Below are 22,802 nucleotides of genomic sequence, written 5' to 3' on the forward strand. Positions count from 1 at the left end.
GATGAGTTCCTGATGAGTGTGAGAGTTGGGCTCAGACGAGCAATTGCAGGCGCTTGAGCTCGAAGTGCTCGATTGCTTCACGGGTCTGGGCGATGAAGTGCTGGAAGTGCGCCGTGTGGTTGTGAAATTCCAGGGCGGCTTCATCGTCCCAGCGTTCCAGTACGTAGAAGGTGCCCGGCTGCGCGGCGTCCTCATGCAGTTCGTAGTACTGGCAGCCGGCTTCCTCGCGGCTGGGCGGGACCAGGGCGCTGAGTTCGCGCTTGAGGACGGCTTGCTGCTGGGGCTTGGCGATCAGCGTCGCAATCGCGGTAAAGGCTTGGGACATGGGGTTTTCCTCAGGGGAGTCAGGCGATGGGCAGATAATTGGCTATTTCTCCTGAAGATAAAACCGGCTAAAAGAGCAGTCTCTTTCAATATTTTTTTGATAATCCGGAAATTCACCGATGCTGCGATTCGATGACCTGCAGTTGTTCGTGCGTGCCGCCGATCTGGGCAGCCTGTCGGCGGCGGCCCGGGTCATGGACCTGTCGCCGGCGGTGGCCAGCGCCGCCCTCAAGCGCATTGAAGAACACCTGGGCGCGCGCCTGCTGGCCCGCTCGACCCGCAGCCTGCGCCTGACCGCCGAGGGCGAGGGCTTTCTGGAATACGCCCGCGCCGCCTTGAGCAACCTGGATGAAGGACGGCGCCTGTTGGCCAGCGGCCAGGATCAGGTCAGCGGCGTGTTGCAACTGTCCGCGCCTTCGGACTTTGGCCGCAACCTGCTGCTGCCCTGGCTCGACGAGTTTCAGCGTGCCTACCCCAAGCTCAGCGTGCGCCTGCTGCTAGGGGACCGGATTGCCGACCTGTTCCGCCAGCCGGTGGATATCGCCCTGCGCTACGGCGAGCCGGAGGACTCCAGCCTGGTGGCCTTGCCGGTGGCCCCGGACAACCGCCGGGTGCTGTGCGCCGCTCCCAGCTACCTGGCGCGGCACGGCGAACCGCGCCAGCTGGAGCACCTGGCCCAGCACAACTGCCTGCTGTACATGCTCGACAGCCGGGCGCACGACCTCTGGAGTTTTTTTGACGGCAAGCGCGAGGTGAGCCTGACCGTCAGTGGCGACCGCTTGAGCGACGATGCCGATGTGGTGCGGCGCTGGGCCGTGGCCGGCGAGGGAATTGCCTACAAGTCCTGGCTGGACGTGGCCGGCGATGTGCTCGCCGGTCGCCTGCAGATCCTGCTGCCGGAGCTGCGCTGCGAAGGCGCGTCGTTGAACCTGCTGTGCACCCATCGGGCGCACCTGAGCAAACCGGTGAAGTTGCTGCGCGACCTGCTTCAGGAGCGTTGCGCCGAGATCAGCGCCCGCCGCCCGTAGCAGCCGGCCAACCCCGGCCCCGTGCCCGGCGTCGCTGCCTGACGCGAACAGGTCGCCCTCAGCCATCCGTCCCGGCCTCGATCCCGCACACTCGGACGGTCCAGCATTCAACCGGGGGAACGGGCATGGCCATACAGGGATACAGCGCCGCCGAGCGCTTGGAACGATTGCCCATCAGCGGTTATCACCGCGTGATCTTCATCATCATCGCCCTGGCGTTTTTCTTCGATTCCATGGACCTGGCGATGATGACGTTCCTCCTCGGCTCGATCAAAACCGAGTTCGGCCTGAGCTCGGCCCAGGCCGGCGTGCTGGCCAGCTCCAGTTTCTTCGGCATGGTGCTCGGCGCGTCGCTGTCGGGCATGCTCGCCGACCGCTTCGGGCGCAAGCCGGTGTTCCAATGGAGCATCGTGCTCTGGGGCCTGGCCAGCTACCTGTGTTCCACCGCCCAGAGCGTGGACAGCCTGACCCTGTTCCGGGTGCTGCTGGGGATCGGCATGGGCATGGAGTTTCCCATCGCCCAATCGATGCTTTCGGAGATGATCCCGGCGCAGCGTCGTGGACGCTACATCGCCTTGATGGACGGCTTCTGGCCCTTGGGTTTCGTTGCCTCCGGGGTGCTGTCGTATTTCCTCCTGCCGCTGATCGGCTGGCGCGACATCTTCCTGGTGCTGGCGATTCCGGCGGTGTTCGTGCTGGTGATCCGCTTCTTCATTCCCGAGTCGCCGCGCTGGCTGGAGCAGGCCGGGCGGCATGCCGATGCGGACCGCGTGCTGGACGACATCGAGAACAAGGTCCGGGCTTCCCTGGGCACGGCGCAGTTGCCGGAGCCGGTGCGCCTGCCACGCCTCGACAGTGCGCCGGGGCACTTTTTCTCCGCGCTGAAACAGATCTGGTCGCCCCTGTACCGGCAACGCACGATGATGATCTGGAGCCTGTGGTTCTTCGCCCTGCTGGGTTTCTACGGGCTGACGTCCTGGCTCAGCGCCTTGTTGCAAACATCCGGTTTTGCCGTGACGCAGTCGGTGTACTACACGGTGCTGATTTCCCTGGGCGGGATTCCCGGGTTTCTCATGGCCGCCTGGCTGGTGGAGCGCTGGGGACGCAAGCCGGTGTGCATCGTGACCTTGCTCGGTGGCGGGGTCATGGCGTTCTTCTACGGACAGAGCGCGGTGTTTGGCGGCAACGTCGGGCTGCTGATCGGCACCGGGCTGTTGATGCAGTTCTTCCTGTTCGGCATGTGGGCGGTGCTCTACACCTACACGCCCGAGCTGTACCCGACGTCGGCCCGGGCCACGGGCTCGGGCTTTGCTTCGGCCGTTGGCCGGATCGGTTCGTTGCTGGGGCCCTTGGTGACCGGGCTGGTGTTTCCCATCACCGGGCAGGGCGGGGTGTTTGCCCTGGGGGCGGCGTGCTTCGTGATCGCGGCGGGAGTGGTCTGGCTGTTCGGGATGGAGACCCGGGGCAAGACGCTGGAGGCGTTGAGCGAGGCGGGGGGCTGATAGAGAGGGGGAGCTGTTCGCCGGCCAGCCGGCTCCTACACGAACCTGTAGGAGCCGGCTGGCCGGCGAAGGCCGTTACGGCTTGACCAGCCGCGCATCCAGGCTGTTCTGCGCCAGGCGCCGGGCCTGGTCCTGGGTCATGCCCAGGTCGGTGTACAGGGCGTGGAAGTTCTCGGTGACGTAGCCGCCGAAGTAGGCCGGGTCATCGGAGTTGACCGTGACCTTCACCCCGCGCTCGAGCATTTGCAGGATGTTGTGCTGGGACATGTGGTCGAACACGCAGAGCTTGGTGTTGGACAGCGGGCACACGGTCAGCGGGATCTGCTCGTCGATGATGCGCTGCATCAGCCGCTCATCCTCGAAAGCGCGTACGCCGTGGTCGATGCGCTGGATCTTCAGCAGGTCCAGGGCTTCCCAGATGTACTCCGGCGGGCCTTCCTCGCCGGCGTGGGCGACGGTCAGGAAGCCTTCGCTGCGGGCGCGGTCGAAGACCCGCTGGAACTTGCTCGGCGGGTGACCCATTTCCGAACTGTCCAGGCCCACGGCAACGAAGGCATCGCGGAACGGCAGCGCCTGGTCGAGGGTTTTCTGTGCTTCTTCTTCGCTCAAGTGGCGCAGGAAGCTGAGGATCAGGCCGCTGGTGATGCCCAGTTGCTGTTCTCCGTCCTTGAGGGCGGCGGCGATGCCGTTGAGCACCACTTCGAACGGGATACCGCGGTCGGTGTGGGTCTGCGGATCGAAGAACGGCTCGGTGTGGATCACGTTCTGCTCTTTGCAGCGCAGCAGGTAGGCCCAGGTCAGGTCGTAGAAATCCTGGGAGGTGCGCAGCACATCGGCGCCCTGGTAATACAGGTCGAGGAATTCCTGCAGGTTGTTGAAGGCGTAGGCCTTGCGCAGGGTTTCGACGTCGCTCCAGGGCAGGGCGATCTTGTTGCGTTCGGCCAGGGCGAACAGCAGTTCCGGTTCCAGGGAACCTTCCAGGTGCAGGTGCAACTCGGCCTTGGGCAAGGCGTTCAGCCAGTCATACATGGTGTTGTCTCATCAGGTGCAGGCGGGCGCTGCGAGAGTGATGCGCTGCCGGGGCCGTGCCCTTCTCTGGGGAACTGGCGGCGGTTGCGGCTATCGCCAGGTTTTCACCGGGCCCGAAAAAGCCGCCATTCTACATCTGGCGGCGCCATTGTTCGGTAAAACCTGACCGAATGGGCGATCAGGCCTGCTCCAGCTCCCGGCGATAGGCGTAGGTATCGGCAAAGCGCGACAGCAGGAATTCGGCGCAGGTGGTCACCGGGTACTTGGCCGGGTGCTCCGCGTCCTGGCAGCCGGGCAGGCATTCGATGCGGGTGTCCGGGTGCGGTTCGGCAAAGAACGGCATCGAGTAGCGGTCCACCCCCAGCGGGCTGATGACCCGGTGCGGGGTCGACAGGTAACGGTCGTTGCTCCAGCGCGCCATCATGTCGCCGAGGTTGACCACGAAGCTGCCTTCGATGGGCGGCGCATCGATCCACTGCCCCTGGACGTTGCGCACCTGCAAGCCACCGGCGGTGTCCTGGTAGAGCAGGGTGATGCAGCCATAGTCGGTGTGGGCGCCGGCGCCTTGCTGTTCTTCGCTGCTGGCGGTGTGGCGCGGCGGGTAGTGGATCAGCCGCAGCACGCTGACCGGGTCCTGGAAGCGGCGGTCGAAGAAGTCGCGCTCGATGCCCAGGGCCAGGGTCATGGCCCGCAGCAGGGTCTGGGCCAGGGCCTGCATGTCCTGGTAGTGCTGTTCCATCAGGTCTTTCCAGCCGGGCAGGTGCGGGTGGCGATTGGGGCCGCGCAGGGGCTTGTCCGCCAGCACTTCGGGATGGTCATCCGGCAGGTGCAGGCCCATGTCGAAGGTTTCCTTGAGGTCGCTGGGCTTGCTCGGGTCCAGTTGCTCGGTGGCGATGGCGCCGTAGCCGCGGTGGTGGCGGCTCTGGGTGATGTCGATCTTGAGTTTTTCGGCGCTGGGCAGGGCGAAGAAATGCTTGGCCATGGCCAGCAATTGCTCGATGCGTTGTGCGCTGATCGGGTGACCCTTGATGTAGAAGAAGCCCCACTCACGACAGGCGCGGTCGATCTGTTTGGCGACACTGTCCCAGCCTGGCTGGGCCTCCTGATACAGCGGGCTGATATCGATGATCGGCAGTTGATGCATGAAATGGCTCCCATCCGGTTGACGGTCCGCCGTCGCTGCCGGATGTTCCGGCAGCGACGACCAGCTTATTTGGGGAGGTCTGCCTTCAGGCCTTCGACGTAGTAGTTCATCGAGGCCAGTTCGGCATTGCTGGCGCTGACCCCCGCGGCGATTTTCTCGACCCCGGCCTGGTCCTTGATCGGGCCGGTGAACGGGTGGAACTCGCCGCTCTTGATGCTGGCGATGATCTGCTCGGCCTCGGTTTTCACCGGGGCCGGCAGCAGGTCGCTGAGGGGCAGCTCAACCGTACCCTCTTTCAGGCCGCCCCAGTAGTCCTGGGATTTCCAGCTGTGATCGAGCACCCCCTGGGTGGCCTGGATGTAGTGCGGGGCCCAGTTGTTGACGATGGAGGTCAGCACCGCCTTGGGGCCGAAGTGGGCCATGTCCGAGGCGTAGCCCACCGCATACACGCCACGGCGTTCTGCGGCCTGGATCGGCGCCGGGCTGTCGGTGTGCTGGAAGATCACGTCGGCGCCCTGGTCGATCAGGGCGTTGGCGGCGTCGGCTTCCTTGCCCGGGTCGAACCAGGAGTTGACCCACACCACCTTGATCTCGGTGCCCGGGTTGTACTTGTTCAGGGCCAGCTGGATGGCGTTGATGTCGCGGATCACCTCCGGGATCGGGAACGAGGCGACGTAGCCGATCTTCTTGCTCTTGGTCATCTTCGCCGCGAGAAAGCCGCCGACGTAACGCCCCTCGTAGGTGCGCGCCAGGTAGGTGCCAAGGTTCTTGTCCTGCTTGTAGCCGGTGGCGTGTTCGAAGGTCACCTTGGGGAACTGCTTGGCGACTTTCAGGGTGGGGTTCATGTAGCCGAAGGAGGTGGTGAAGATCAGGTCGTAGTTGTCCTTGGCCATGTTGCGGATCACCCGCTCGGCGTCGGCGCCTTCGGCCACGTTCTCGACGTAGTTGGTCTTGATCTGCTCGCCGAACTTTTCCGCCAGGGCCTTGCGTCCCTGCTCATGCTGATAGGTCCAGCCGTGGTCGCCGATGGGGCCGATGTAGACGAAGCCGACCTTCAGCGGGTCGGCGGCGCTGGCGGTGAGGCTGGCACTCAGGCCGATGGCGGCGGCCAGGGCGCAGAGCAGCTTGTGCAACGGGCGTGTATGCATGAATGGAAGCTCCATCTTGTTGTGAGGGGGGCGGGCGGCAAACGCTGCAGGCCAATGCAAATAGCTGACCAACAGGACAACAAAGATGGCGGTGCGCCGGCGAGGCGGTTTCTACGGGGGCTTTGGGGCGCGCTTTTCGCTGGCAAGCCAGCTCCTACGGGGCTGGAATGTTGGAGCCGGCTTGCCGGCGAAGGGCTTTCAAGATCCAACCCGGTGCGCGGTGCCTGAGGCTGGTGCACTAACATGTAACGAAACGTTAGTGACCCGAAGTAGTCTTTTACTCATCTCCTGTACTCGTTTTTATTTCCGTCAAAGGACTGCAATGTTCACTTCCCTCAAGCAAGAACAGTTTTTGCTGCTTGCGCTGCTGGCGGCCGTGGCCGCCTATCCCCTGGAACACCTGTTGCTCAATAGCGGCCAAGGCATCGCCCTGATGGCCGGGTTGGTGCTGATCGGCTTTATCGTCATCGCCTCGATGCGCGTCGCCCATCACGCCGAACTGCTGGCGGAAAAGGTCGGCGACCCCTACGGCACCATGATCCTGACCCTGGCCGCTGTGTTGGTGGAGGTGGTGATCCTGGCCATCATGATGAGCAACGAAGCCTCGCCGACCCTGGTGCGCGACACCATCTATTCGGCGGTGATGCTGGACATCAACGGCATCCTCGGCCTGGCCGCGCTGATGGGCGGCATCAAGCACGGCGAGCAGCCCTACAACGACGATTCGGCGCGCACCTACAGCGTGATGATTCTCACCGCCATGGGCGTGTCGATGGTGGTGCCGGAGTTCATCCCCGAGGCCGACTGGAAGGTCTATTCGGCCTTCACCATCGGTGCGATGGTGGTGCTCTACACCCTGTTCCTGCGCATGCAGGTCGGGCCCCACAGTTACTTCTTCAGCTACAGCTACCCGGAAAAGCGCCGCAGTAAAGAGGCCCAGGAACAACCCCAGGCCATCAACCTGGCCTGGAGCATCGGCATCCTGGTGTTCGGCGTGGTGGTGATCGGCGCCCTGGCCGAGGTGATGTCCAAGACCCTGGACCTGGGCCTGGAAGGCACGGGCGCGCCGCCGGTGATCACGGCGATCCTGGTGGCGGCGATTTCTGCCGCGCCGGAGATTCTCACCGCCCTGCGCGCGGCCCTGGCCAACCGCATGCAGTCGGTGGTCAACGTGGCCCTGGGCGCGTCCCTGTCGACGGTGATCCTCACGGTGCCGGTGATGGAGGCCATGGCCCTGTACACCGGCCAGCCGTTCCAGATGGCCATGACCCCGGTGCAGACGGTGATGGTGTTCATCACCCTGATCGTCAGCGCGATCAACCTCAATGACGGTGAAACCAACGCCATCGAGGGCATGACTCACTTCGTGCTGTTTGCCACCTTCATCATGCTGTCGCTGCTGGGTCTTTAAAGCGGCTGCGCTGACTGGATGGCACAGCGAAAGCTGACTCCGGGGGCATTCCAGGCCGCGAGTGCCCCCCAGCTCCAACGACGCACGGTGCTGGCCGAGGGCGAAAAGGTCGGGTCGTTGGCATTTACGTTGTTTGCGCCCCGTTGCGCCCGATAAATGCCTGTTTCAGGCCCTTGCGGGTTCTCCACGGGAGACTCGCGATAGTAGTGTTTATCGTACCAATCGTTGACCCATTCACTGGCGTTGCCGGTGAGGTTGTAGAGGCCCAGCGGATTGGGCACGAACCTATCCACGGCGAAGGTTTCGTTGTCGTCAGGGGCCGGGAAGTTGCGGCCGTAATCCAGATTGCCGTTGTCGGTGGCGAACATCACCGGTTGGCCGCGGTTGCGCGCCGCATATTCCCATTGGGCCTCGGTGGGTAGATCGACGGGATAGCCGCTGAGCTCTGCCAGCCAGCCGCAGTAATCCTTGGCTTCTTGCCATTCTTTAGACGCCGGGGCGGGCAGGTTTGCCTGGTAAAGGTGCTTCATCTCGGCGAGTTCGCGCAGTTTTGCGTCGAACGGCGGCTTGCCTTGGGCCAGGAAGAACAGATCAAAATCGCCCAGGGTGGTTTGCAACGAGGACAGGTAATAGCTGCTCAATTTGACCGGATGAACGAAGTCGTCATCGACCTCGAGGCTGATCCGCTCCATTTTTTCCGGGGCCACGCCACAGGGCCATTGGCACAAGGCCTGTGGGTCGAAGCCACGGGGCCAGCCGAAATCGCCCATCTGGAATTCGCCCCCCTCAATCAGCACCATGTTGTCCAGCGAGCGGACCACTGTGTTAAGTACGGCCTCGCGGTTTTGTGGGGACAGATTCGGGTATTTACGGCTGATGGTCGACGCAATTTCTGCCACTTTTTCAGCTGACAGCACGTTGCTGGGCGGGCCAGCAACCTCCTGTTTCTCGCAGCCTGAAATCAGCAGCGCGACGCAGAGCGCCAGTCCGTACTTTGGTTTCACGTAATGTCCCTATAGCGGTTCGTTCGAGGGCGGAAACTAACATGTTTCCTCAATCCGATTCCGCTTAAGGCGCAGGCGAGGGATCGGGTCCCTCGCCGTTGGACTCAACGATCAGCTACCGGCGATCAACTGCCGGGCCGCCTGGCTGTGATCGGCGATCAGGTTTTTCAGGTCCAGCCCTTCGACCTGGCCATCAATCACCCGCCACTGGCCGCCGATCATGACCCGATCCGCCCGATCCGCGCCGCACAACAGCAGCGCCGAAACCGGATCATGGCTGCCCGAGAAACGCAGCTCATCGAGCTTGAACAACGCCAGGTCCGCCTGCTTGCCCACCGCCAGCTCGCCGATGTCGGTGCGGCCCAGCAGGCTCGCCGAACCCCGGGTCGCCCAGCCCAATACCCGCTCCGGGGTGATCTTCTCGGCGCCGTAGCGCAGGCGCTGGATGTACAGCGCCTGCCGCGCTTCGAGGATCATGTTCGACGCATCGTTGGACGCCGAACCGTCCACGCCCAAGCCCAGGGGCGCGCCGGCGTCGGTCAGCTCGATGCTGGGGCAGATGCCGGAGGCCAGGCGCATGTTCGAACTCGGGCAATGGCAGATGCCGGTGCCGGCAGCGCCCAGGCGGGCGATTTCATCCGGGTTGAAGTGGATGCCGTGGGCCAGCCAGGTACGCGGACCGAGCCAGCCGACGCTGTCCAGGTAATCCACGGTGCGCAGGCCGAAGCGCTGCAGGCAGAAGTCTTCTTCGTCGAGGGTTTCGGCGAGGTGAGTGTGCAGGCGCACATCGAGTCCGTTGGCCAGTTCGGCGCTGGCCGACATGATTTCCGGGGTCACCGAGAACGGCGAGCACGGCGCCAGGGCGATCTGGATTTGCGCGCCGTCGCCACGCTCGTGGTACTGGCGAATCAGGCGCTGACTGTCGTCGAGAATCACCTGGCCTTCCTGCACGGTCTGTTGCGGTGGCAGGCCGCCGTCCTTTTCGCCCAGGCTCATGGAACCGCGGGTGAGCATGGCGCGCATGCCCAGTTCACGCACGCTTTCGACTTGCACGTCGATGGCGTTTTCCAGGCCGTCGGGAAACAGGTAGTGATGGTCGGCGGCGGTGGTGCAACCGGAGAGCAGCAGTTCGGCCAGCGCCACTTTGGTGGCCAGGGCGAGTTTTTCCGGGGTCAGCCGGGCCCAGACCGGATACAGGGTCTTGAGCCAGGGGAACAGCGGCTGGTTGACCACCGGCGCCCAGGCCCGGGTCAGGGTTTGGTAGAAGTGATGATGGGTGTTGATCAGGCCCGGCAGCAACACGTGCTCACGGGCATCGAAGACCTGCTGGCAGGGGCTTGCAGGCTGTTGGCCCTGGCCCAGCACTTCAACGATCAGACCGTCTTGCAGCACCAGGCCGCCGCGGGCGTCGAGGGCATTGCCGGTGAAGATGGCCAGGGGATTTTTTAACCAGGTACGGGTCGCAGGCATGGTGGCCGGCTCCTCTGAAAGTGGGTTCAGGTTAGCCAGCTCAGTGTTGCCCTGTCTGCTGATCCAGGGTCGCCGCAAGGGGCGAGGTGCGCAGTCTAGCGAAAGATTTGCCGGGGGACAAAACTTGCCTTTTGCCCCCCGTTGCAGAGCCTTGGCAGCGCTGTGCAAGCACTGCCTGGGACACTGGTTGCAGGGGTTGCGGGCTTACCAGGGGATGGTTTCGCCCTTGTAGTTGACGAAGTGATGCCCGCCCTTGCCGGTGTAGGCATTGACCTGGGCGATCAGCCCGCGGGTGCTGGTTTGCACGTCGATGTCGGCGCCTTCGCCGCCCATGTCGGTCTTCACCCAGCCCGGGTGCAGCGAGAGCACGGTCAGCTTCTGTTGCAGCTGGGTGACGAAGCTGTTGGTCATGGAGTTCAGCGCCGCCTTGCTGGCCTTGTACAGCGCCAGTTCCGGGGCATCCGGCATGGTCACGCTGCCCAGCACCGAACTCATGAACGCCAGCACGCCGCTGTCCTTGCGGATCTGCCCGACAAAGCGCTGGGCCAGGTTGATCGGCGCCACGGCGTTGGTGAAGAACAGTTGGCCGACTTCGGCCAGGGTCGCGTGGCCCGGCAACTGGTTGTCCGGGCCCTTGACCCCGGCGTTGACGAACAGCAGGTCGAACACCTGATCCTTGAGCTTATGGCTGAGGGCGATCACGGCTTGCTGATCGTCCATGTCCAGCTGCTCGATCTGCACCTTGCCCAACGCTTGCAGGGCCTCGGCCTTGTGCGGGTTGCGCACGGTGGCAGTGACCTGCCAGCCGTCTTCGAGCAGGCGCTGGACCAGGCCGAGGCCCAGGCCCCGGGAAGCGCCGATGATCAGAGCGGTTTTTGCCGTGGACATGAGGAGGCTCCTTGAAAAATGAGGATCACGGATTCAATGGACAGGCTTGGCCGAGCCGCGGTTGCAGCGCCTGGCGCAAGTGCCCCGGTTCGCTTGCGCGGTCTTGATGTCGAGCCGCAATGACCGCCTCTCGGGCGGACAGTCGCGACACCTTTTGGCGCTGCGCGGGGACGCGGCCAGCCCGCTTCGCGGGTCGAAGCTCAGGGTGTGGTGGCTGACGGCGCAGGCGGCGGCCAGTTGTGCAATGCGCATGCGTGGGGCTCGAAAGGGCTTGACCCTGGAGCATACTCCAGGCTTTAGCCTGCGCGCTCCTTGAATCGATGGAGCGACATCTATGTGGACGACCGAGCAGTATCGGACATTGGTCCGGGCCAGCGGCTGGTATGACTTGCTGATGACCCTGGCCTTTGTCACCCCCTGGAGTTTCATGGCCCTGCACGGGTTGCTGCAGGACACGGCCCAGGCCTTGCACCTGGCGGGCAGCCTGCCGCCTTTCGAACCGACCCACCTGTTGATGGCCAACCTGATGGGCTCGATTGTCTGTGTGTGGGCGGTGCTGCGGATTCGCGATCCGCAGCAGGCGTTTGGCCGATATGACGCGGTGGGACGCATCCTTTTCGCCAGCTGGCAGCTTTATGCCCTGATGCACGGCGCCACGGCGCTGCTCTGGGGGATCCTGTTGTTCGAGCTGGCTTGGTGCGTGGCGCAGTTGCTGCCGGTCAAAGGCGTTGCCGGCAAGCCGGCTGCAGCGGGGCGTGTGCCGGTCATCTAATGGCCCGCTTGCCATGGCTGGCCCAGGGACACCGGTGCGTACAGGCGAGTGCGCAAGGCGTCCCTGGACAGCAGCACCAGCACCAGGATGGTCGCGGCATAGGGCAGCATCGCCAGCAGGTTGGCCGGAATCGCCAGCCCCAGGCCCTGGGCCACCAGGTGCAGGATGCTGGCCAGGCCGAACAGGTAGGCGCCGAGCAAGAGGCGCCACACGCGCCAGCTGGCGAACACCACCAGGGCCAGGGCGATCCAGCCGCGACCGGCGCTCATGTTCTCGGCCCACATCGGCGTGTAGGCCAGGGACAGGTAGGCCCCGGCCAGCCCGGCCATGGCGCCGCCGAACAGCACCGCGAGCGTCCGCACCCGCAGCACCGGCAGGCCCATGGCACTGGCGGCGTCGGGGTTTTCGCCGACGGCCTGGATGATCAGGCCGATCCGGCTCTTGAGGATGACCCAGGCCACCAGGGCGAACAGGACGAAGGACAGGTACACCAGCGGGTCCTGGGCGAACAGCATGCGGCCGATCAGCGGGATGTCGCTGAGCAACGGCAGTGCCAGGGGCTCGAACCCGGCCAGGGGCTTGCCGACCCAGGCCGCGCCGACAAAGCTCGACAGGCCGACGCCGAAAATGCTCAGGGCCAGTCCGGTGGCCACCTGATTGGCGTTGAACACCAGGGCCACCAGGGCGAACAGCGCCGACAGCAGCATGCCCGCCGCCATCGCCAGCAGTACCCCGAGCCACAGCTGCCCGCTGTTGAGGGCGACGATAAACCCCACCACCGCGCCGAACAGCATCATGCCTTCCTGGCCGAGGTTGAGAACCCCGCTTTTTTCACAGATCAGCTCCCCCAGGGCCACCAGCAGCAAGGGCGTGCCGCAGCGGACCATGGCGTAGAAGATGTTGCTCAGCAGATCGATGTCCATCACAGGGCTCCGGCGGTTGCGCTGAGGGGCGTGTCGCGGCGTGCCCAGCGCAGGTTCAGGCGCGGCCGGTAGAGGATCAGTACGTCGCAGGCCAGGAGGAAGAACAGCATCATTCCCTGGAACAGCTGGGTGATGGCCTGGGGCAGGTTGAGGGTCATCTGCGCGCTTTCGCCACCGATGTACAGCAGCGCCATGAGCAGGCTGGAGAACAGGATGCCGATCGGGTTCAGGCGCCCGAGAAAGGCCACGGTAATCGCGGCATAGCCATAGCCGGGGGAGACTTGCGGCACCAGCTGGCCGATGGGGCCGCTGACTTCGCAGACCCCGGCCAACCCGGCCAGGGCACCGCTGATCAACAGCGCCAGCCAGATCAGGCGCTTTTGGCGGAAGCCGACGAAACCGGCGGCGCGCGCATCCAGGCCCAGCACCTTGATCTGGAAGCCGACAAAGCTTTTCTGCAACAGCACCCAGACCGCCACCAGGGCCAGCAGGGCAAAGTACACCCCGGCGTGAACCCGGCCGTCGTCCATCAACAGCGGCAGGCGACTGAAGTCGCCGAACATCGCCGACTCGGGAAAGTTGAACCCGGCGGGGTCCTTCAAGGGGCCGTGCACGCAATACAGCAACAGGTTCAGGGCGATGTAGTTGAGCATGATGCTGGTGAGGATTTCGTTGGCGTTGAAGCGCGTGCGCAACCAGGCGGTGAGCCCGGCCCAGGCGGCCCCGGCCAGGGTGCCGGTGAGCAGGATCAGCACCAGCGCCCAGCGGCTTTGCAGCTCGATGAGGTTGACCGCCAGGGCACTGCCGGCCAGGGCCCCGAGCAGCAGTTGGCCTTCGGCGCCGATGTTCCAGATGCGTGCCCGGTAGGCCACCGCCAGGCCCAGGGCGCAAAGCAGGATCGGCAGCGCCTTGACCAGCAGTTCGGAGACGCCATACAGGTCGCCCAGCGGCGCGATCAGCAAGGTGTGCAAGGTCAGTATCGGGTCCTGTCCCAGGGCCATGAACAGCAGGGCGCCACAGCCCAGGGTCAGCAGCGCGGCCAGCAGGGGCGAGCAGCCGAGCATCAGGCGCGATTGCCGTCCGCGGGGTTCGAGTGAAAGCAGCATGGACAACTCCGTTACACCGCTAAGGCGGGGGCTGAAGGGGACGGGGTGAAATCGCCGGCCATCCAGCCGCCGATTTCCACCAGGGAGGTGTCGGCGCAGTCCTTCAACGCCGACAGGCGACCGCTGCACAGGGCGCCGATGCGATCGCTGATCTGCAGCAGTTCATCCAGGTCTTCGGAGATCACCAGGATCGCCGCCCCGGCGTCGCGCAGGGCGATCAGTGCCTGGTGAATGGTGGCGGCAGCGCCCACGTCCACGCCCCAGGTCGGGTGTGCGGCGATCAGCAGGCGTGGCTGCTGGAGGATTTCGCGCCCGAGGATGAATTTCTGCAGGTTGCCGCCGGACAGGCTACGGGCCGGGCTTTGGGCGTCGCCGGTCTTGACCCCGAAGCGCTGGATGATGCGCTCGGCCAGGGCCCGGACCCGGGATCGTCGAATCAGGCCGTGGCGCACCAGTCCCTGCTCGAAGGCGCTGAGCAGGGCGTTGTCTTCCAGGCTCAGCTCCGGCACGGCGCCGTGCCCCAGGCGTTCGGCGGGGACGAAGGCCAGGCCCTTCCGGCGCCGCGCATCGGGGTACAGGTGGCCCACCGCCTGGCCGGCAAAGCAGATACGTCGGGCCTCGTCGGCTGCCAGGCGCTGCTCGCCGCTGAGCAGCGCCAGCAGCTCGTCCTGGCCATTGCCGGCGACCCCGGCGATGCCGACGATCTCGCCGCTGCGCAGGGTCAGGTCGATGGCCTTGAGCGAGCAGCCAAAGGGATCGGGGCTGTGCCAGCTGAGGTGGTCGATGCGCAGGAAGTCATGGCTGCCCCGGGCTTTGGGGTGCTCGGTGATCATCGCTGCGGCGTCGCCGACCATCAGCCGCGCCAGTTCCGGGTCCGAGCACTGCGCAGGAATACAGTGCCCGGCCACCCGGCCCGCGCGCAGCACGGTGGCGCTGTGGCACAGGGCGCGCACCTCGCCGAGCTTGTGGCTGATGAATAGGATGCTGCAGCCCTCGTCGGCCAGCCGGCGCAGGGTCATGAACAGATCGTCGGCCTCCCGGGGCGTCAGGACCGAGGTCGGTTCGTCGAGGATCAGCAGACGGATGTCCTGCATCAGGCAGCGCACGATCTCCACCCGCTGGCGCTCGCCGATGGACAGGCTGTGCACCAGGCGCTGGGGTTCCAGGGGCATGCCATAGCGCTGGGAAACCTCGCGGATCCTGGCTTCCAGCTGGTTCGGCGTGCCCGCGCCGCGGCCCATGGCCAGGGCGATGTTCTGCGCCACGCTGAGGGTTTCGAACAACGAGAAATGCTGGAACACCATGCCGATGCCCAGGCTCCGGGCCTGGGCCGGGTTGGCGATGGACTGACGGCGCCCTTGCCAGAGCAGCTCTCCGGAATCGGCCTGGACCACCCCGTAGATGATCTTCATCAAGGTGCTTTTGCCGGCGCCGTTTTCTCCCAGCAAGGCATGGATTTCCCCGGGGGCGATGCTCAGGTCGATGGCGTCGTTGGCCAGGCAGCCGGGGTAGCGTTTGCTGATCTGGCGCAGTTGCAGGCGCGGTGTGGGGACAACGGGCACGGCGGAATTGGGCATGGCTGGCTCGACGGCTGGGCGGTGTGCCTGTGGATAAAGCAATTTCCTGGCCAGTGGGTCAGAAAAACCAGGAGGTCCCTCAGGCATGCACCTTGAGCGATGAGCCACGACCCCGGACGAGCACCAGTTCGGGGCAAAGTGCTTGAAACGGCTCCTTTTTTGTCCGCCAGCCGGTGAGCGAAAAATGATCAGTTGCCTGCAGGCCCTGTGGCGTCAGGGGCTGAAGCAGCCTTGCACGGGTTATCCACAGCTTGCTCCACAGTAATTGTGTGCAAGCCGCCGGCTTGGGCATAAGCCGGGGGCGGTTGTTTCCGAACCGCGATAAAGCGCCCTAAGCTGCTGTTTTTCAGTACAAAAAGCTCGGTCCTGGGATTTTTGGACAAAAACTGAGCAAAGCCCGCAAAGCCACGTTGCAGAAGGGTTGCAGCGCTATGTGCTCAGGTTATCCACAGGCGGGTGCACAGCCGATGTGGGCAACTGCGCCCGGGGTGCCCAGGTTATGCACAAGGAGGCCGGGCCGGCTTGGTGCGTTCAGCGCTGCAAGAGGATGCGTCCGCGGCTGAGGTCGGCCAGTTGCTGTTGCAGGGTATCGATCAGGGCTTCACCCAGGGCCAGTTGCAGCTCCACGCCGTTGGCGGTGAACGCTTCATCCACCAGTAATCCGCCCAGTTCGGCGATGCGCAGTTTGACCAGGGCCAGCTCGCTGAAGCTGCAGGCGCAGCGCAGTGGCACACGGTTGACCAGGGCAATGCGTTCGGCGCTCTGCAGGCATTTGTTGGCGCCGCCGCCGTAGGCTCGGGCCAGGCCGCCGGTGCCCAACTGAATGCCGCCGTACCAGCGGATCACCAGTACCGCCACCTGATCGCAGTCCTGGGCTTCGATGGCCGCGAGGATCGGTCTGCCGGCGGTGCCGCCGGGTTCGCCGTCGTCGTTGCTGCGGTACTGGTCGCCCAGTTTCCACGCCCAGCAGTTATGGGAGGCGTTGAGGTCACTGTGCTGCTGGATGAAGGCTTGGGCCTCGGCCGCGCTGCTGATGGGCGCGGCGAAGGTGACGAAGCGGCTTTTGCGAATCTCCTCGCGGTATTCGCAAAGGCCGGCCAGGGTAAAGGGCATGGGCGTCAGTCTTTCTGGGCGGGAGTCAGGCCACAGCCTTTGAGAATGATGCGGATCAGGTTGTTGCCGGCCGCTTCGAAGTCCTGCTTGGTCAGGCGGCTGCGGCCGGTGACGCGGCAGATCTGGGTGGCGAAGTCGGCGTAGTGCTGGGTGCTGCCCCAGAGCAGGAAGATCAGGTGCACCGGATCGACCGGGTCCATCTTGCCGGCGTCGATCCAGGCCTGGAACACCGCGGCGCGGCCCTGGAACCAGGCGCGGTAGTCCTGGCTGAAGTATTCGCTGAGGCATTCGCCGCCGCTGATGATTTCCATGGCGAAGATCCGCGAGGCCTGGGGCTGGCGCCGGGAAAACTCCATCTTGGCGCGAATGTAGCGGGTCAGGGCCTCGGCCGGATCGTCCTCGGCGGTGAGGGTGTTGAAGGTGCTGTCCCAGAGTTCGAGGATGTTGCTCAGCACCGCGATGTACAGCCCCAGCTTGTTGGTGAAGTAGTAGTGCAGGTTGGCCTTGGGCAGCCCGGCGTTCTGCGCAATGGTGTTCATGCTGGTGCCTTTGAAGCCGTGACGGGCGAACTCGTCCTCGGCGGCCTGGATGATGGCCTCTTCATTCTTCTGCCGAATGCGGCTGGCGGGTTTGCCGGGGTGAGGAGTGCTGTGGGCGGGGACTTCAAAGGTCATGGAGGTTTCCGAGCAAGTCTGTGGGTGCAACCTGTGCGTTGATAGCGCACCCACGTGGATCAGACAAGCCTTGGTGCGACAAAAGCTTCAGCGGGCGTTCAGGCCGGGTTTTTCCGGCGCCGGATTTATGTCGTTCGGCAGGCTTTTGCCCTCCGGCAGCAGCAGGCACATGAGCAGTGCAGTGAGGCCGCCGCTGGTGATTGCCGAGTCGAACAGGGTCTGCACCACCTGGGGCAGCAGGTGCAGCAGGTTCGGTTGTGCGGCGATGCCCAGGCCGACGCCGAAGGACGTGGCGATGATCAGCATGCTGCGCCGGTCCAGGGGCGCCTGGGCGAGAATGCGTACCCCGGCGGCGGCGACACTGCCGAACATCACCAGGGTGGCGCCACCGAGTACCGGTTTGGGGATCTGTTGCAGCAACGCGCCGATCAGCGGGAACAGCCCCAGGCAGAACAGGATCAGGCCGATGTACAGGCCGACGAAGCGGCTGGCCACGCCGGTCAGCTGAATCACGCCGTTGTTCTGGGCAAAGGTGGTGTTGGGAAAGGCGCTGAAGGTGGCGGCGATCAGGCAACTGACGCCGTCCCCCAGGACCCCGCCCTTGAGCCGACTTATATAGGAAGGACCGCTGATGGGCTGGCGCGCCAGCATGCAGTTGGCGGTGAGGTCGCCGACGGTTTCCAGGGTGCTGATCAGGTAGATCAGGGCGACGGGGACAAAGGCGCTCCAATCGAAACTGAAACCGTACTTGAAGGGTTGCGGCAGGCTGATCAACGGCAGGTCGGGCAGGGGCTGGGGCGCCAGCTTGCCGCTGAACCAGGCCACCAGGCTGCCCAGGGCCAGGCCGATGATGATGGCGCTGAGGCGAATCCACGGGGTGTCGCTGCGGTTGAGCACAATGATGGTCAGCAGCACCAGCAGGCCCAGGCCGAGATTGCCCGGGGCGCCGAAGTCCGGGGCATTGAAGCCGCCTCCCAGATCGGTGATGCCGACCTTGATCAGGCTGATGCCGATCAGGGTGATGACGATGCCGGTGACCAGGGGGGTGATGACCCTTCGCAGTTGCCCGATAAAGCGGCTGAGGACGATCTGTACCAGGGCGCCGAAGAAGCACACGCCGAAGATCATCGCCAGGATGTCTTCCGGGCTGCCGCCCCTGTGCTTGACCAGGAACCCCGCCGCCAGCACCGCCCCCAGGAAGGCGAAACTGGTGCCTTGCAGGCAGATCATTCCGGCGCCGATGCCCCAGGGGCGACGTGCCTGGATAAAGGTGCCGACCCCGGACACCATCAGCGCCATGCTGATCAGGTAGGGCAGGTGGGTGGACAGGCCCAGGGCCGAGCCTATGACCAGCGGCGGGGTAATGATGCCGACAAAGCTGGCCAGCACATGCTGCAGGGCGGCTAGCAGCGCGGCCGGGGGACGCGGGCGGTCGTTGAGGCCGTAGATCAGTTCAGTGGGGCGGGAAGGGTCGGACGACATGGCATGGAACTCGGGCTGAGGGTTCTGGATGCCCGGGTCTGTGCAAAAAGCTGTTCAAGTGATCAGTTTATTGTCGAAAATATCGCTCCGGGCCTTTGAATGCGCGGCTTTGCCGGGGCCGGACGGGGATTCAGCGAGTCGCCGCCAGGCTCTCCAGAAAGCTCTCCAGCACCAAGTGGGGGCGCCGTCCCTTGCGAGTGACCGAAGACAGGCTCAGGTCATAGAAGCGCGACTTGGGCTTGAGGGCGCGCAACCGGCCTTGTTGGACCCAGAGAGCGGCGTAGTGGTCGGGCAGGTAGCCGATGTAGCGTCCGGTGAGGATCAGGAACGCCATGCCTTCGCGGTCGGATGCACTGGCGGTGCAGTTCAGCGCCTGGTAATGGGCCTGGATCTCCGCCGGCAGGCGGAAGGTCGGGGCAATGGCGTCCTGGTCGTTGAGGCGCTGGTCGTCCAGTTGCCTGTCGTCGACATAGAACAGCGGGTGGCCCACCGCGCAGTACAGCAATGAGCGTTCGTCGTACAGCGGCTGATACTCCAGCCCGGACAGGGCGCTGGCCTGGGGCACGACGCCGACGTGCAGGCGGCCGTCGAGTACCCCTTGCTCGACCTCGCTGGGGGCGATCATGCGGATCTGGATCTGCACATCCGGCCCGCGCTCCTTCAGTTGCGCCAGGGCGTGGGTGATGCGCATGTGGGGCAGGGTCACCAGGTTGTCGGTGAGGCCGATGATCAATTCGCCCCGCAGATGGTGGTGCAGGCCGTTGACCTCGGTGCGAAAGCTTTCCAGGGCACTGAGCAGTTGCAGGGTCGACTGATAGACCTCGCGGCCTTCCTCGGTGAGGGAAAAACCGGCGCGTCCGCGTTGGCACAGGCGCAGGCCGACGCGCTGTTCCAGGTCGCTCATCTGTTGGCTGATGGCCGAGCGGCCGATGCCGAGTACGGTTTCTGCGGCCGAGAAGCCGCCGCACTCCACCACGCTGCGAAAGATCCGCAGCAGGCGGATATCAAAGTCGCTGACTTGCGCCAGCGGGTCGGCTCGACGGCTGCTCATAGTTTAGTGGGGGCCAGACTGAAGGTTATTAAAGTTGGATTTCACCGACTTTATAGCCGTGGCAACTTAGTCGCAACAACGCTTTTGTTCCTATGCCGCTTCATTGCCTCGCGAGGTTTTGCTCATGAACATGCCGGAAACCGCTCCTCAGTCCCTGGCCAGTCAGCTCAAGCTTGACGCTCACTGGATGCCCTACACCGCCAACCGCAACTTCCAGCGTGACCCGCGGCTGATCGTCGGCGCCGAAGGCAGCTGGCTGGTGGATGACAAGGGGCGCAAGGTCTATGACTCGCTGTCCGGTCTGTGGACCTGCGGCGCCGGTCACTCGCGCAAGGAGATTCAGGAAGCGGTATCCAAGCAGCTGGGCACCCTGGATTACTCGCCAGGCTTCCAGTTCGGCCATCCGCTGTCGTTCCAGCTGGCGGAGAAAATCACTGACCTGACTCCGGGCAACCTGAACCATGTGTTCTTTACCGACTCCGGCTCCGAGTGCGCCGATACCGCGGTGAAGATGGTGCGTGCCTACTGGCGCCTGAAAGGCCAGTCGACCAAGACCAAGATGATCGGCCGTGCCCGTGGCTACCACGGGGTGAACATCGCCGGCACCAGCCTGGGCGGCGTCAACGGCAACCGTAAGCTGTTCGGCCAGGCGATGATGGATGTCGACCATCTGCCGCACACCCTGTTGGCCAGTAACGCGTTTTCCCGGGGCATGCCGGAGCAGGGCGGCATCGCCCTGGCCGACGAGCTGCTGAAACTGATCGAGTTGCACGACGCTTCCAACATTGCAGCGGTCTTCGTCGAGCCGATGGCCGGTTCCGCTGGGGTACTGGTGCCTCCACAGGGCTACCTCAAGCGTCTGCGGGAAATCTGCGACCAGCACAATATCCTGCTGGTGTTCGACGAAGTGATCACCGGCTTTGGTCGCACCGGTTCGATGTTCGGTGCCGACAGCTTCGGCGTGACCCCGGACCTGATGTGCGTGGCCAAGCAGGTCACCAACGGCGCCATTCCCATGGGCGCGGTGATTGCCAGCACCGAGATCTATCAGACCTTCATGAACCAGGCGACTCCCGAGTACGCCGTGGAATTCCCTCACGGCTACACCTACTCGGCGCACCCGGTGGCTTGTGCGGCGGGCCTGGCGGCACTGGATCTGCTGCAGAAGGAAAACCTGGTGCAGAGCGTGGCTGAAGTCGCTCCGCATTTCGAGAATGCGCTGCACGGCATCAAGGGTGCGAAGAACGTGATCGACATCCGTAACTTCGGCCTGGCCGGCGCGATCCAGATCGCGGCCCGTGACGGCGATGCGATCGTGCGTCCGTTCGAGGCCGGCATGGCCCTGTGGAAAGCCGGTTTCTACGTGCGCTTCGGCGGCGACACCCTGCAGTTCGGCCCAACCTTCAATAGCAAGCCGCAAGACCTCGATCGTCTGTTCGACGCGGTTGGCGAAGTGCTGAACAAGCTCGACTGATTCGATCCCTCTTATATAGAAGCAGGCATGAAGCGTTTCGTGCCTGCGCCTTCCCCCCTTTCAGGAGTCCCCGCATGAGTCTGATTCAACACCTGATCCACGGCGAGCTGGTCAGCGACAACGGCCGTAGCAGCGACGTGTTCAACCCGTCCACTGGCAAGGCGATTCATAAAGTGCCGCTGGCCAGCCGTGAAACCATCCAGCAAGCCATCGATTCTGCCAAATCCGCGTTCCCGGCCTGGCGCAATACGCCACCGGCCAAGCGCGCCCAGGTGATGTTCCGCTTCAAGCAACTGCTGGAGCAGAACGAGGCTCGCATTGCCCAGCTGATCAGCGAGGAGCACGGCAAGACGCTGGAGGACGCGGCTGGTGAACTGAAGCGCGGTATCGAGAACGTCGAATATGCCTGTGCCGCGCCGGAAGTTCTCAAAGGCGAGTACAGCCGCAACGTGGGGCCGAACATCGATGCCTGGTCCGATTTCCAGCCACTGGGCGTGGTGGCCGGTATCACTCCGTTCAACTTCCCAGCCATGGTTCCGCTGTGGATGTACCCGCTGGCCATCGTTTGCGGCAACTGTTTCATCCTCAAGCCATCCGAGCGCGATCCAAGTTCCACCCTGTTGATCGCCGAGCTGCTGCATGAAGCCGGTCTGCCCAAGGGCGTGCTGAACGTGGTGCACGGTGACAAGACCGCAGTGGATGCGCTGATCGAGGCGCCGGAAGTCAAGGCGCTGAGTTTTGTAGGGTCGACGCCGATTGCCGAGTACATCTACGCCGAAGGCACCAAGCGCGGCAAACGCGTCCAGGCGCTGGGCGGGGCGAAGAACCACGCGGTCCTGATGCCCGATGCCGATCTGGATAACGCCGTCAGTGCTTTGATGGGCGCAGCCTATGGTTCCTGTGGTGAGCGTTGCATGGCGATTTCGGTAGCCGTGTGCGTAGGGGATCAAGTGGCCGATGCTCTGGTTGCCAAGCTGGTGCCTCAGATCAAGGCGCTGAAGATTGGTGCCGGCACTTCCTGCGGTCTGGACATGGGACCGCTGGTTACCGCGCAAGCGCGTGACAAGGTCAGTGGCTATGTAGAGGACGGTGTTGCCGCGGGCGCGCAACTGGTGGTGGATGGTCGTGGCCTGAGCGTGGCCGGTCACGAAGACGGTTTCTTCCTCGGTGGCTGCCTGTTCGACCGTGTCACCCCAGAAATGCGCATCTATAAGGAAGAGATCTTTGGGCCGGTGCTGTGCGTCGTCCGGGTCAACAGCCTGGAAGAGGCCATGCAGCTGATCAACGATCACGAGTACGGCAACGGCACCTGCATCTTTACCCGTGACGGTGAAGCGGCGCGCCTGTTCTGCGACGAGATCGAAGTGGGCATGGTGGGCGTCAACGTACCGCTGCCGGTGCCGGTGGCCTATCACAGCTTCGGTGGTTGGAAGCGCTCGTTGTTTGGTGACCTGCATGCTTATGGTCCTGATGGGGTGCGTTTCTACACGCGCCGCAAGGCCATCACCCAGCGTTGGCCGCAACGTGCCAGCCATGAAGCCTCGCAGTTCGCCTTCCCTAGCCTGTAAGTTGTGAAGCAGCAAAGGCCGGCCCTCATGGGCCGGCCTTTGCTTTTATGGGCTTTCTGACCGATATGACAGATTTATGAAAATATGTGTTGACGGCAGATTCTACAGGTCTAT

General features: G+C 64.1%; 20 protein-coding genes. 6 read left to right on the forward strand and 14 right to left on the reverse strand.

The annotated features are described in order from the left end of the window. Positions 1-31 precede the first annotated feature (31 nt). Positions 32-325 carry a putative quinol monooxygenase gene (locus PST29_RS03560; protein ID WP_060837382.1) on the reverse strand — a complete coding sequence of 98 codons (294 nt, stop codon included), beginning with the start codon at positions 323-325 and terminating at the stop codon, positions 32-34. A gap of 118 nt (positions 326-443) precedes the next feature. Between PST29_RS03560 and PST29_RS03565 the strand changes: the two genes are divergently transcribed. Continuing rightward, the gene (locus tag PST29_RS03565; RefSeq protein WP_060837383.1) at positions 444-1,352 is read left to right on the forward strand and encodes a LysR family transcriptional regulator; all 909 of its coding nucleotides are present in this window, start codon (positions 444-446) and stop codon (positions 1,350-1,352) included. A gap of 125 nt (positions 1,353-1,477) precedes the next feature. Continuing rightward, a complete protein-coding gene (locus PST29_RS03570; protein WP_060842388.1) occupies positions 1,478-2,854 on the forward strand; it encodes an MFS transporter in 1,377 nt (458 codons plus the stop codon). Between the two features lie 75 nt (positions 2,855-2,929). Here the strand turns inward: PST29_RS03570 and PST29_RS03575 are convergent, their stop codons facing one another. From PST29_RS03575 to PST29_RS03585, 3 genes are all read right to left on the reverse strand, one after another. Beyond that, positions 2,930-3,883: an adenosine deaminase gene (locus tag PST29_RS03575; protein WP_016966700.1), complete on the reverse strand. Its 954-nt coding sequence runs from the start codon at positions 3,881-3,883 to the stop codon at positions 2,930-2,932. 178 nt (positions 3,884-4,061) lie between these two features. Next, positions 4,062-5,027 (reverse strand): 2-oxoglutarate and iron-dependent oxygenase domain-containing protein, encoded by a 966-nt coding sequence (locus tag PST29_RS03580; RefSeq protein ID WP_060842389.1) that lies wholly within the window; start codon positions 5,025-5,027, stop codon positions 4,062-4,064. Positions 5,028-5,092: 65 nt separating this feature from the next. After that, positions 5,093-6,175, reverse strand: coding sequence for a BMP family ABC transporter substrate-binding protein (locus tag PST29_RS03585; protein ID WP_060837386.1), 1,083 nt, complete (start codon positions 6,173-6,175; stop codon positions 5,093-5,095). Between the two features lie 322 nt (positions 6,176-6,497). Here PST29_RS03585 and PST29_RS03590 point away from each other — a divergent pair, with 322 nt between their 5' ends. Continuing rightward, a complete protein-coding gene (locus PST29_RS03590) occupies positions 6,498-7,586 on the forward strand; it encodes a calcium:proton antiporter (RefSeq protein ID WP_060837387.1) in 1,089 nt (362 codons plus the stop codon). Here PST29_RS03590 and PST29_RS03595 read toward each other — a convergent pair. The 3 genes from PST29_RS03595 to PST29_RS03605 all read right to left on the reverse strand — a co-directional run bounded on the left by PST29_RS03595 (position 7,583) and on the right by PST29_RS03605 (position 10,948). Beyond that, entirely contained in the window at positions 7,583-8,590 is a 1,008-nt protein-coding gene (locus PST29_RS03595) for a formylglycine-generating enzyme family protein (protein ID WP_060842390.1), read from the reverse strand. The two genes, PST29_RS03590 and PST29_RS03595, sit on opposite strands and share 4 nt — an antisense overlap. Positions 8,591-8,701: 111 nt before the next feature. After that, positions 8,702-10,060 carry an 8-oxoguanine deaminase gene (locus PST29_RS03600; protein ID WP_060837389.1) on the reverse strand — a complete coding sequence of 453 codons (1,359 nt, stop codon included), beginning with the start codon at positions 10,058-10,060 and terminating at the stop codon, positions 8,702-8,704. Positions 10,061-10,264: 204 nt separating this feature from the next. Further along, positions 10,265-10,948: an SDR family oxidoreductase gene (locus PST29_RS03605; protein ID WP_060842391.1), complete on the reverse strand. Its 684-nt coding sequence runs from the start codon at positions 10,946-10,948 to the stop codon at positions 10,265-10,267. A 334-nt stretch (positions 10,949-11,282) separates the two neighbouring features. On the opposite strand from PST29_RS03605, the gene PST29_RS03615 reads away from it, so the two are divergent. Beyond that, a complete protein-coding gene (locus tag PST29_RS03615) occupies positions 11,283-11,720 on the forward strand; it encodes a hypothetical protein (protein ID WP_060842393.1) in 438 nt (145 codons plus the stop codon). Here the strand turns inward: PST29_RS03615 and PST29_RS03620 are convergent. From PST29_RS03620 to PST29_RS03650, 7 genes are all read right to left on the reverse strand, one after another. Beyond that, positions 11,717-12,643 carry an ABC transporter permease gene (locus tag PST29_RS03620; protein ID WP_060842394.1) on the reverse strand — a complete coding sequence of 309 codons (927 nt, stop codon included), beginning with the start codon at positions 12,641-12,643 and terminating at the stop codon, positions 11,717-11,719. The two genes, PST29_RS03615 and PST29_RS03620, sit on opposite strands and share 4 nt — an antisense overlap. Continuing rightward, positions 12,643-13,749, reverse strand: coding sequence for an ABC transporter permease (locus tag PST29_RS03625; RefSeq protein ID WP_060842395.1), 1,107 nt, complete (start codon positions 13,747-13,749; stop codon positions 12,643-12,645). Before PST29_RS03625 ends, PST29_RS03620 begins: the two co-directional genes overlap by 1 nt. An 11-nt stretch (positions 13,750-13,760) precedes the next feature. Then, entirely contained in the window at positions 13,761-15,326 is a 1,566-nt protein-coding gene (locus PST29_RS03630) for an ABC transporter ATP-binding protein (RefSeq protein WP_060842396.1), read from the reverse strand. Between the two features lie 531 nt (positions 15,327-15,857). Further along, entirely contained in the window at positions 15,858-16,439 is a 582-nt protein-coding gene (locus PST29_RS03635; RefSeq protein ID WP_060842397.1) for an IMPACT family protein, read from the reverse strand. Positions 16,440-16,444: 5 nt separating this feature from the next. Then, positions 16,445-17,113 (reverse strand): TetR/AcrR family transcriptional regulator, encoded by a 669-nt coding sequence (locus PST29_RS03640; RefSeq protein ID WP_016966688.1) that lies wholly within the window; start codon positions 17,111-17,113, stop codon positions 16,445-16,447. An 87-nt stretch (positions 17,114-17,200) separates the two neighbouring features. Then, positions 17,201-18,595: a uracil-xanthine permease family protein gene (locus tag PST29_RS03645; RefSeq protein ID WP_060842398.1), complete on the reverse strand. Its 1,395-nt coding sequence runs from the start codon at positions 18,593-18,595 to the stop codon at positions 17,201-17,203. A 130-nt stretch (positions 18,596-18,725) separates the two neighbouring features. Further along, positions 18,726-19,646, reverse strand: coding sequence for a LysR family transcriptional regulator (locus PST29_RS03650; RefSeq protein WP_060837397.1), 921 nt, complete (start codon positions 19,644-19,646; stop codon positions 18,726-18,728). 124 nt (positions 19,647-19,770) lie between these two features. Here PST29_RS03650 and PST29_RS03655 point away from each other — a divergent pair, with 124 nt between their 5' ends. After that, a complete protein-coding gene (locus tag PST29_RS03655; RefSeq protein WP_060842399.1) occupies positions 19,771-21,120 on the forward strand; it encodes an aspartate aminotransferase family protein in 1,350 nt (449 codons plus the stop codon). Between the two features lie 74 nt (positions 21,121-21,194). Further along, positions 21,195-22,688, forward strand: a complete 1,494-nt coding sequence (locus PST29_RS03660; protein ID WP_060837399.1) for a CoA-acylating methylmalonate-semialdehyde dehydrogenase — start codon at positions 21,195-21,197, stop codon at positions 22,686-22,688. Positions 22,689-22,802: the final 114 nt, after the last annotated feature.

Source organism: Pseudomonas sp. St29, assembly GCF_001547915.1.
Classification (GTDB): domain Bacteria; phylum Pseudomonadota; class Gammaproteobacteria; order Pseudomonadales; family Pseudomonadaceae; genus Aquipseudomonas.

Excerpts from the sequence above, each read along its gene's own strand:
- PST29_RS03655 (WP_060842399.1), top strand. The coding sequence starts at position 19,771 with ATGAACATGCCGGAAACCGCTCCTCAGTCCCTGGCCAGTCAGCTCAAG.
- PST29_RS03625 (WP_060842395.1), bottom strand. The coding sequence starts at position 13,749 with ATGCTGCTTTCACTCGAACCCCGCGGACGGCAATCGCGCCTGATGCTC.
- PST29_RS03570 (WP_060842388.1), top strand. The coding sequence starts at position 1,478 with ATGGCCATACAGGGATACAGCGCCGCCGAGCGCTTGGAACGATTGCCC.
- PST29_RS03650 (WP_060837397.1), bottom strand. The coding sequence starts at position 19,646 with ATGAGCAGCCGTCGAGCCGACCCGCTGGCGCAAGTCAGCGACTTTGAT.
- PST29_RS03580 (WP_060842389.1), bottom strand. The coding sequence starts at position 5,027 with ATGCATCAACTGCCGATCATCGATATCAGCCCGCTGTATCAGGAGGCC.
- PST29_RS03585 (WP_060837386.1), bottom strand. The coding sequence starts at position 6,175 with ATGCATACACGCCCGTTGCACAAGCTGCTCTGCGCCCTGGCCGCCGCC.
- PST29_RS03565 (WP_060837383.1), top strand. The coding sequence starts at position 444 with ATGCTGCGATTCGATGACCTGCAGTTGTTCGTGCGTGCCGCCGATCTG.
- PST29_RS03605 (WP_060842391.1), bottom strand. The coding sequence starts at position 10,948 with ATGTCCACGGCAAAAACCGCTCTGATCATCGGCGCTTCCCGGGGCCTG.
- PST29_RS03645 (WP_060842398.1), bottom strand. The coding sequence starts at position 18,595 with ATGTCGTCCGACCCTTCCCGCCCCACTGAACTGATCTACGGCCTCAAC.
- PST29_RS03615 (WP_060842393.1), top strand. The coding sequence starts at position 11,283 with ATGTGGACGACCGAGCAGTATCGGACATTGGTCCGGGCCAGCGGCTGG.
- PST29_RS03600 (WP_060837389.1), bottom strand. The coding sequence starts at position 10,060 with ATGCCTGCGACCCGTACCTGGTTAAAAAATCCCCTGGCCATCTTCACC.
- PST29_RS03640 (WP_016966688.1), bottom strand. The coding sequence starts at position 17,113 with ATGACCTTTGAAGTCCCCGCCCACAGCACTCCTCACCCCGGCAAACCC.
- PST29_RS03590 (WP_060837387.1), top strand. The coding sequence starts at position 6,498 with ATGTTCACTTCCCTCAAGCAAGAACAGTTTTTGCTGCTTGCGCTGCTG.
- PST29_RS03660 (WP_060837399.1), top strand. The coding sequence starts at position 21,195 with ATGAGTCTGATTCAACACCTGATCCACGGCGAGCTGGTCAGCGACAAC.
- PST29_RS03620 (WP_060842394.1), bottom strand. The coding sequence starts at position 12,643 with ATGGACATCGATCTGCTGAGCAACATCTTCTACGCCATGGTCCGCTGC.
- PST29_RS03630 (WP_060842396.1), bottom strand. The coding sequence starts at position 15,326 with ATGCCCAATTCCGCCGTGCCCGTTGTCCCCACACCGCGCCTGCAACTG.
- PST29_RS03635 (WP_060842397.1), bottom strand. The coding sequence starts at position 16,439 with ATGCCCTTTACCCTGGCCGGCCTTTGCGAATACCGCGAGGAGATTCGC.
- PST29_RS03560 (WP_060837382.1), bottom strand. The coding sequence starts at position 325 with ATGTCCCAAGCCTTTACCGCGATTGCGACGCTGATCGCCAAGCCCCAG.
- PST29_RS03575 (WP_016966700.1), bottom strand. The coding sequence starts at position 3,883 with ATGTATGACTGGCTGAACGCCTTGCCCAAGGCCGAGTTGCACCTGCAC.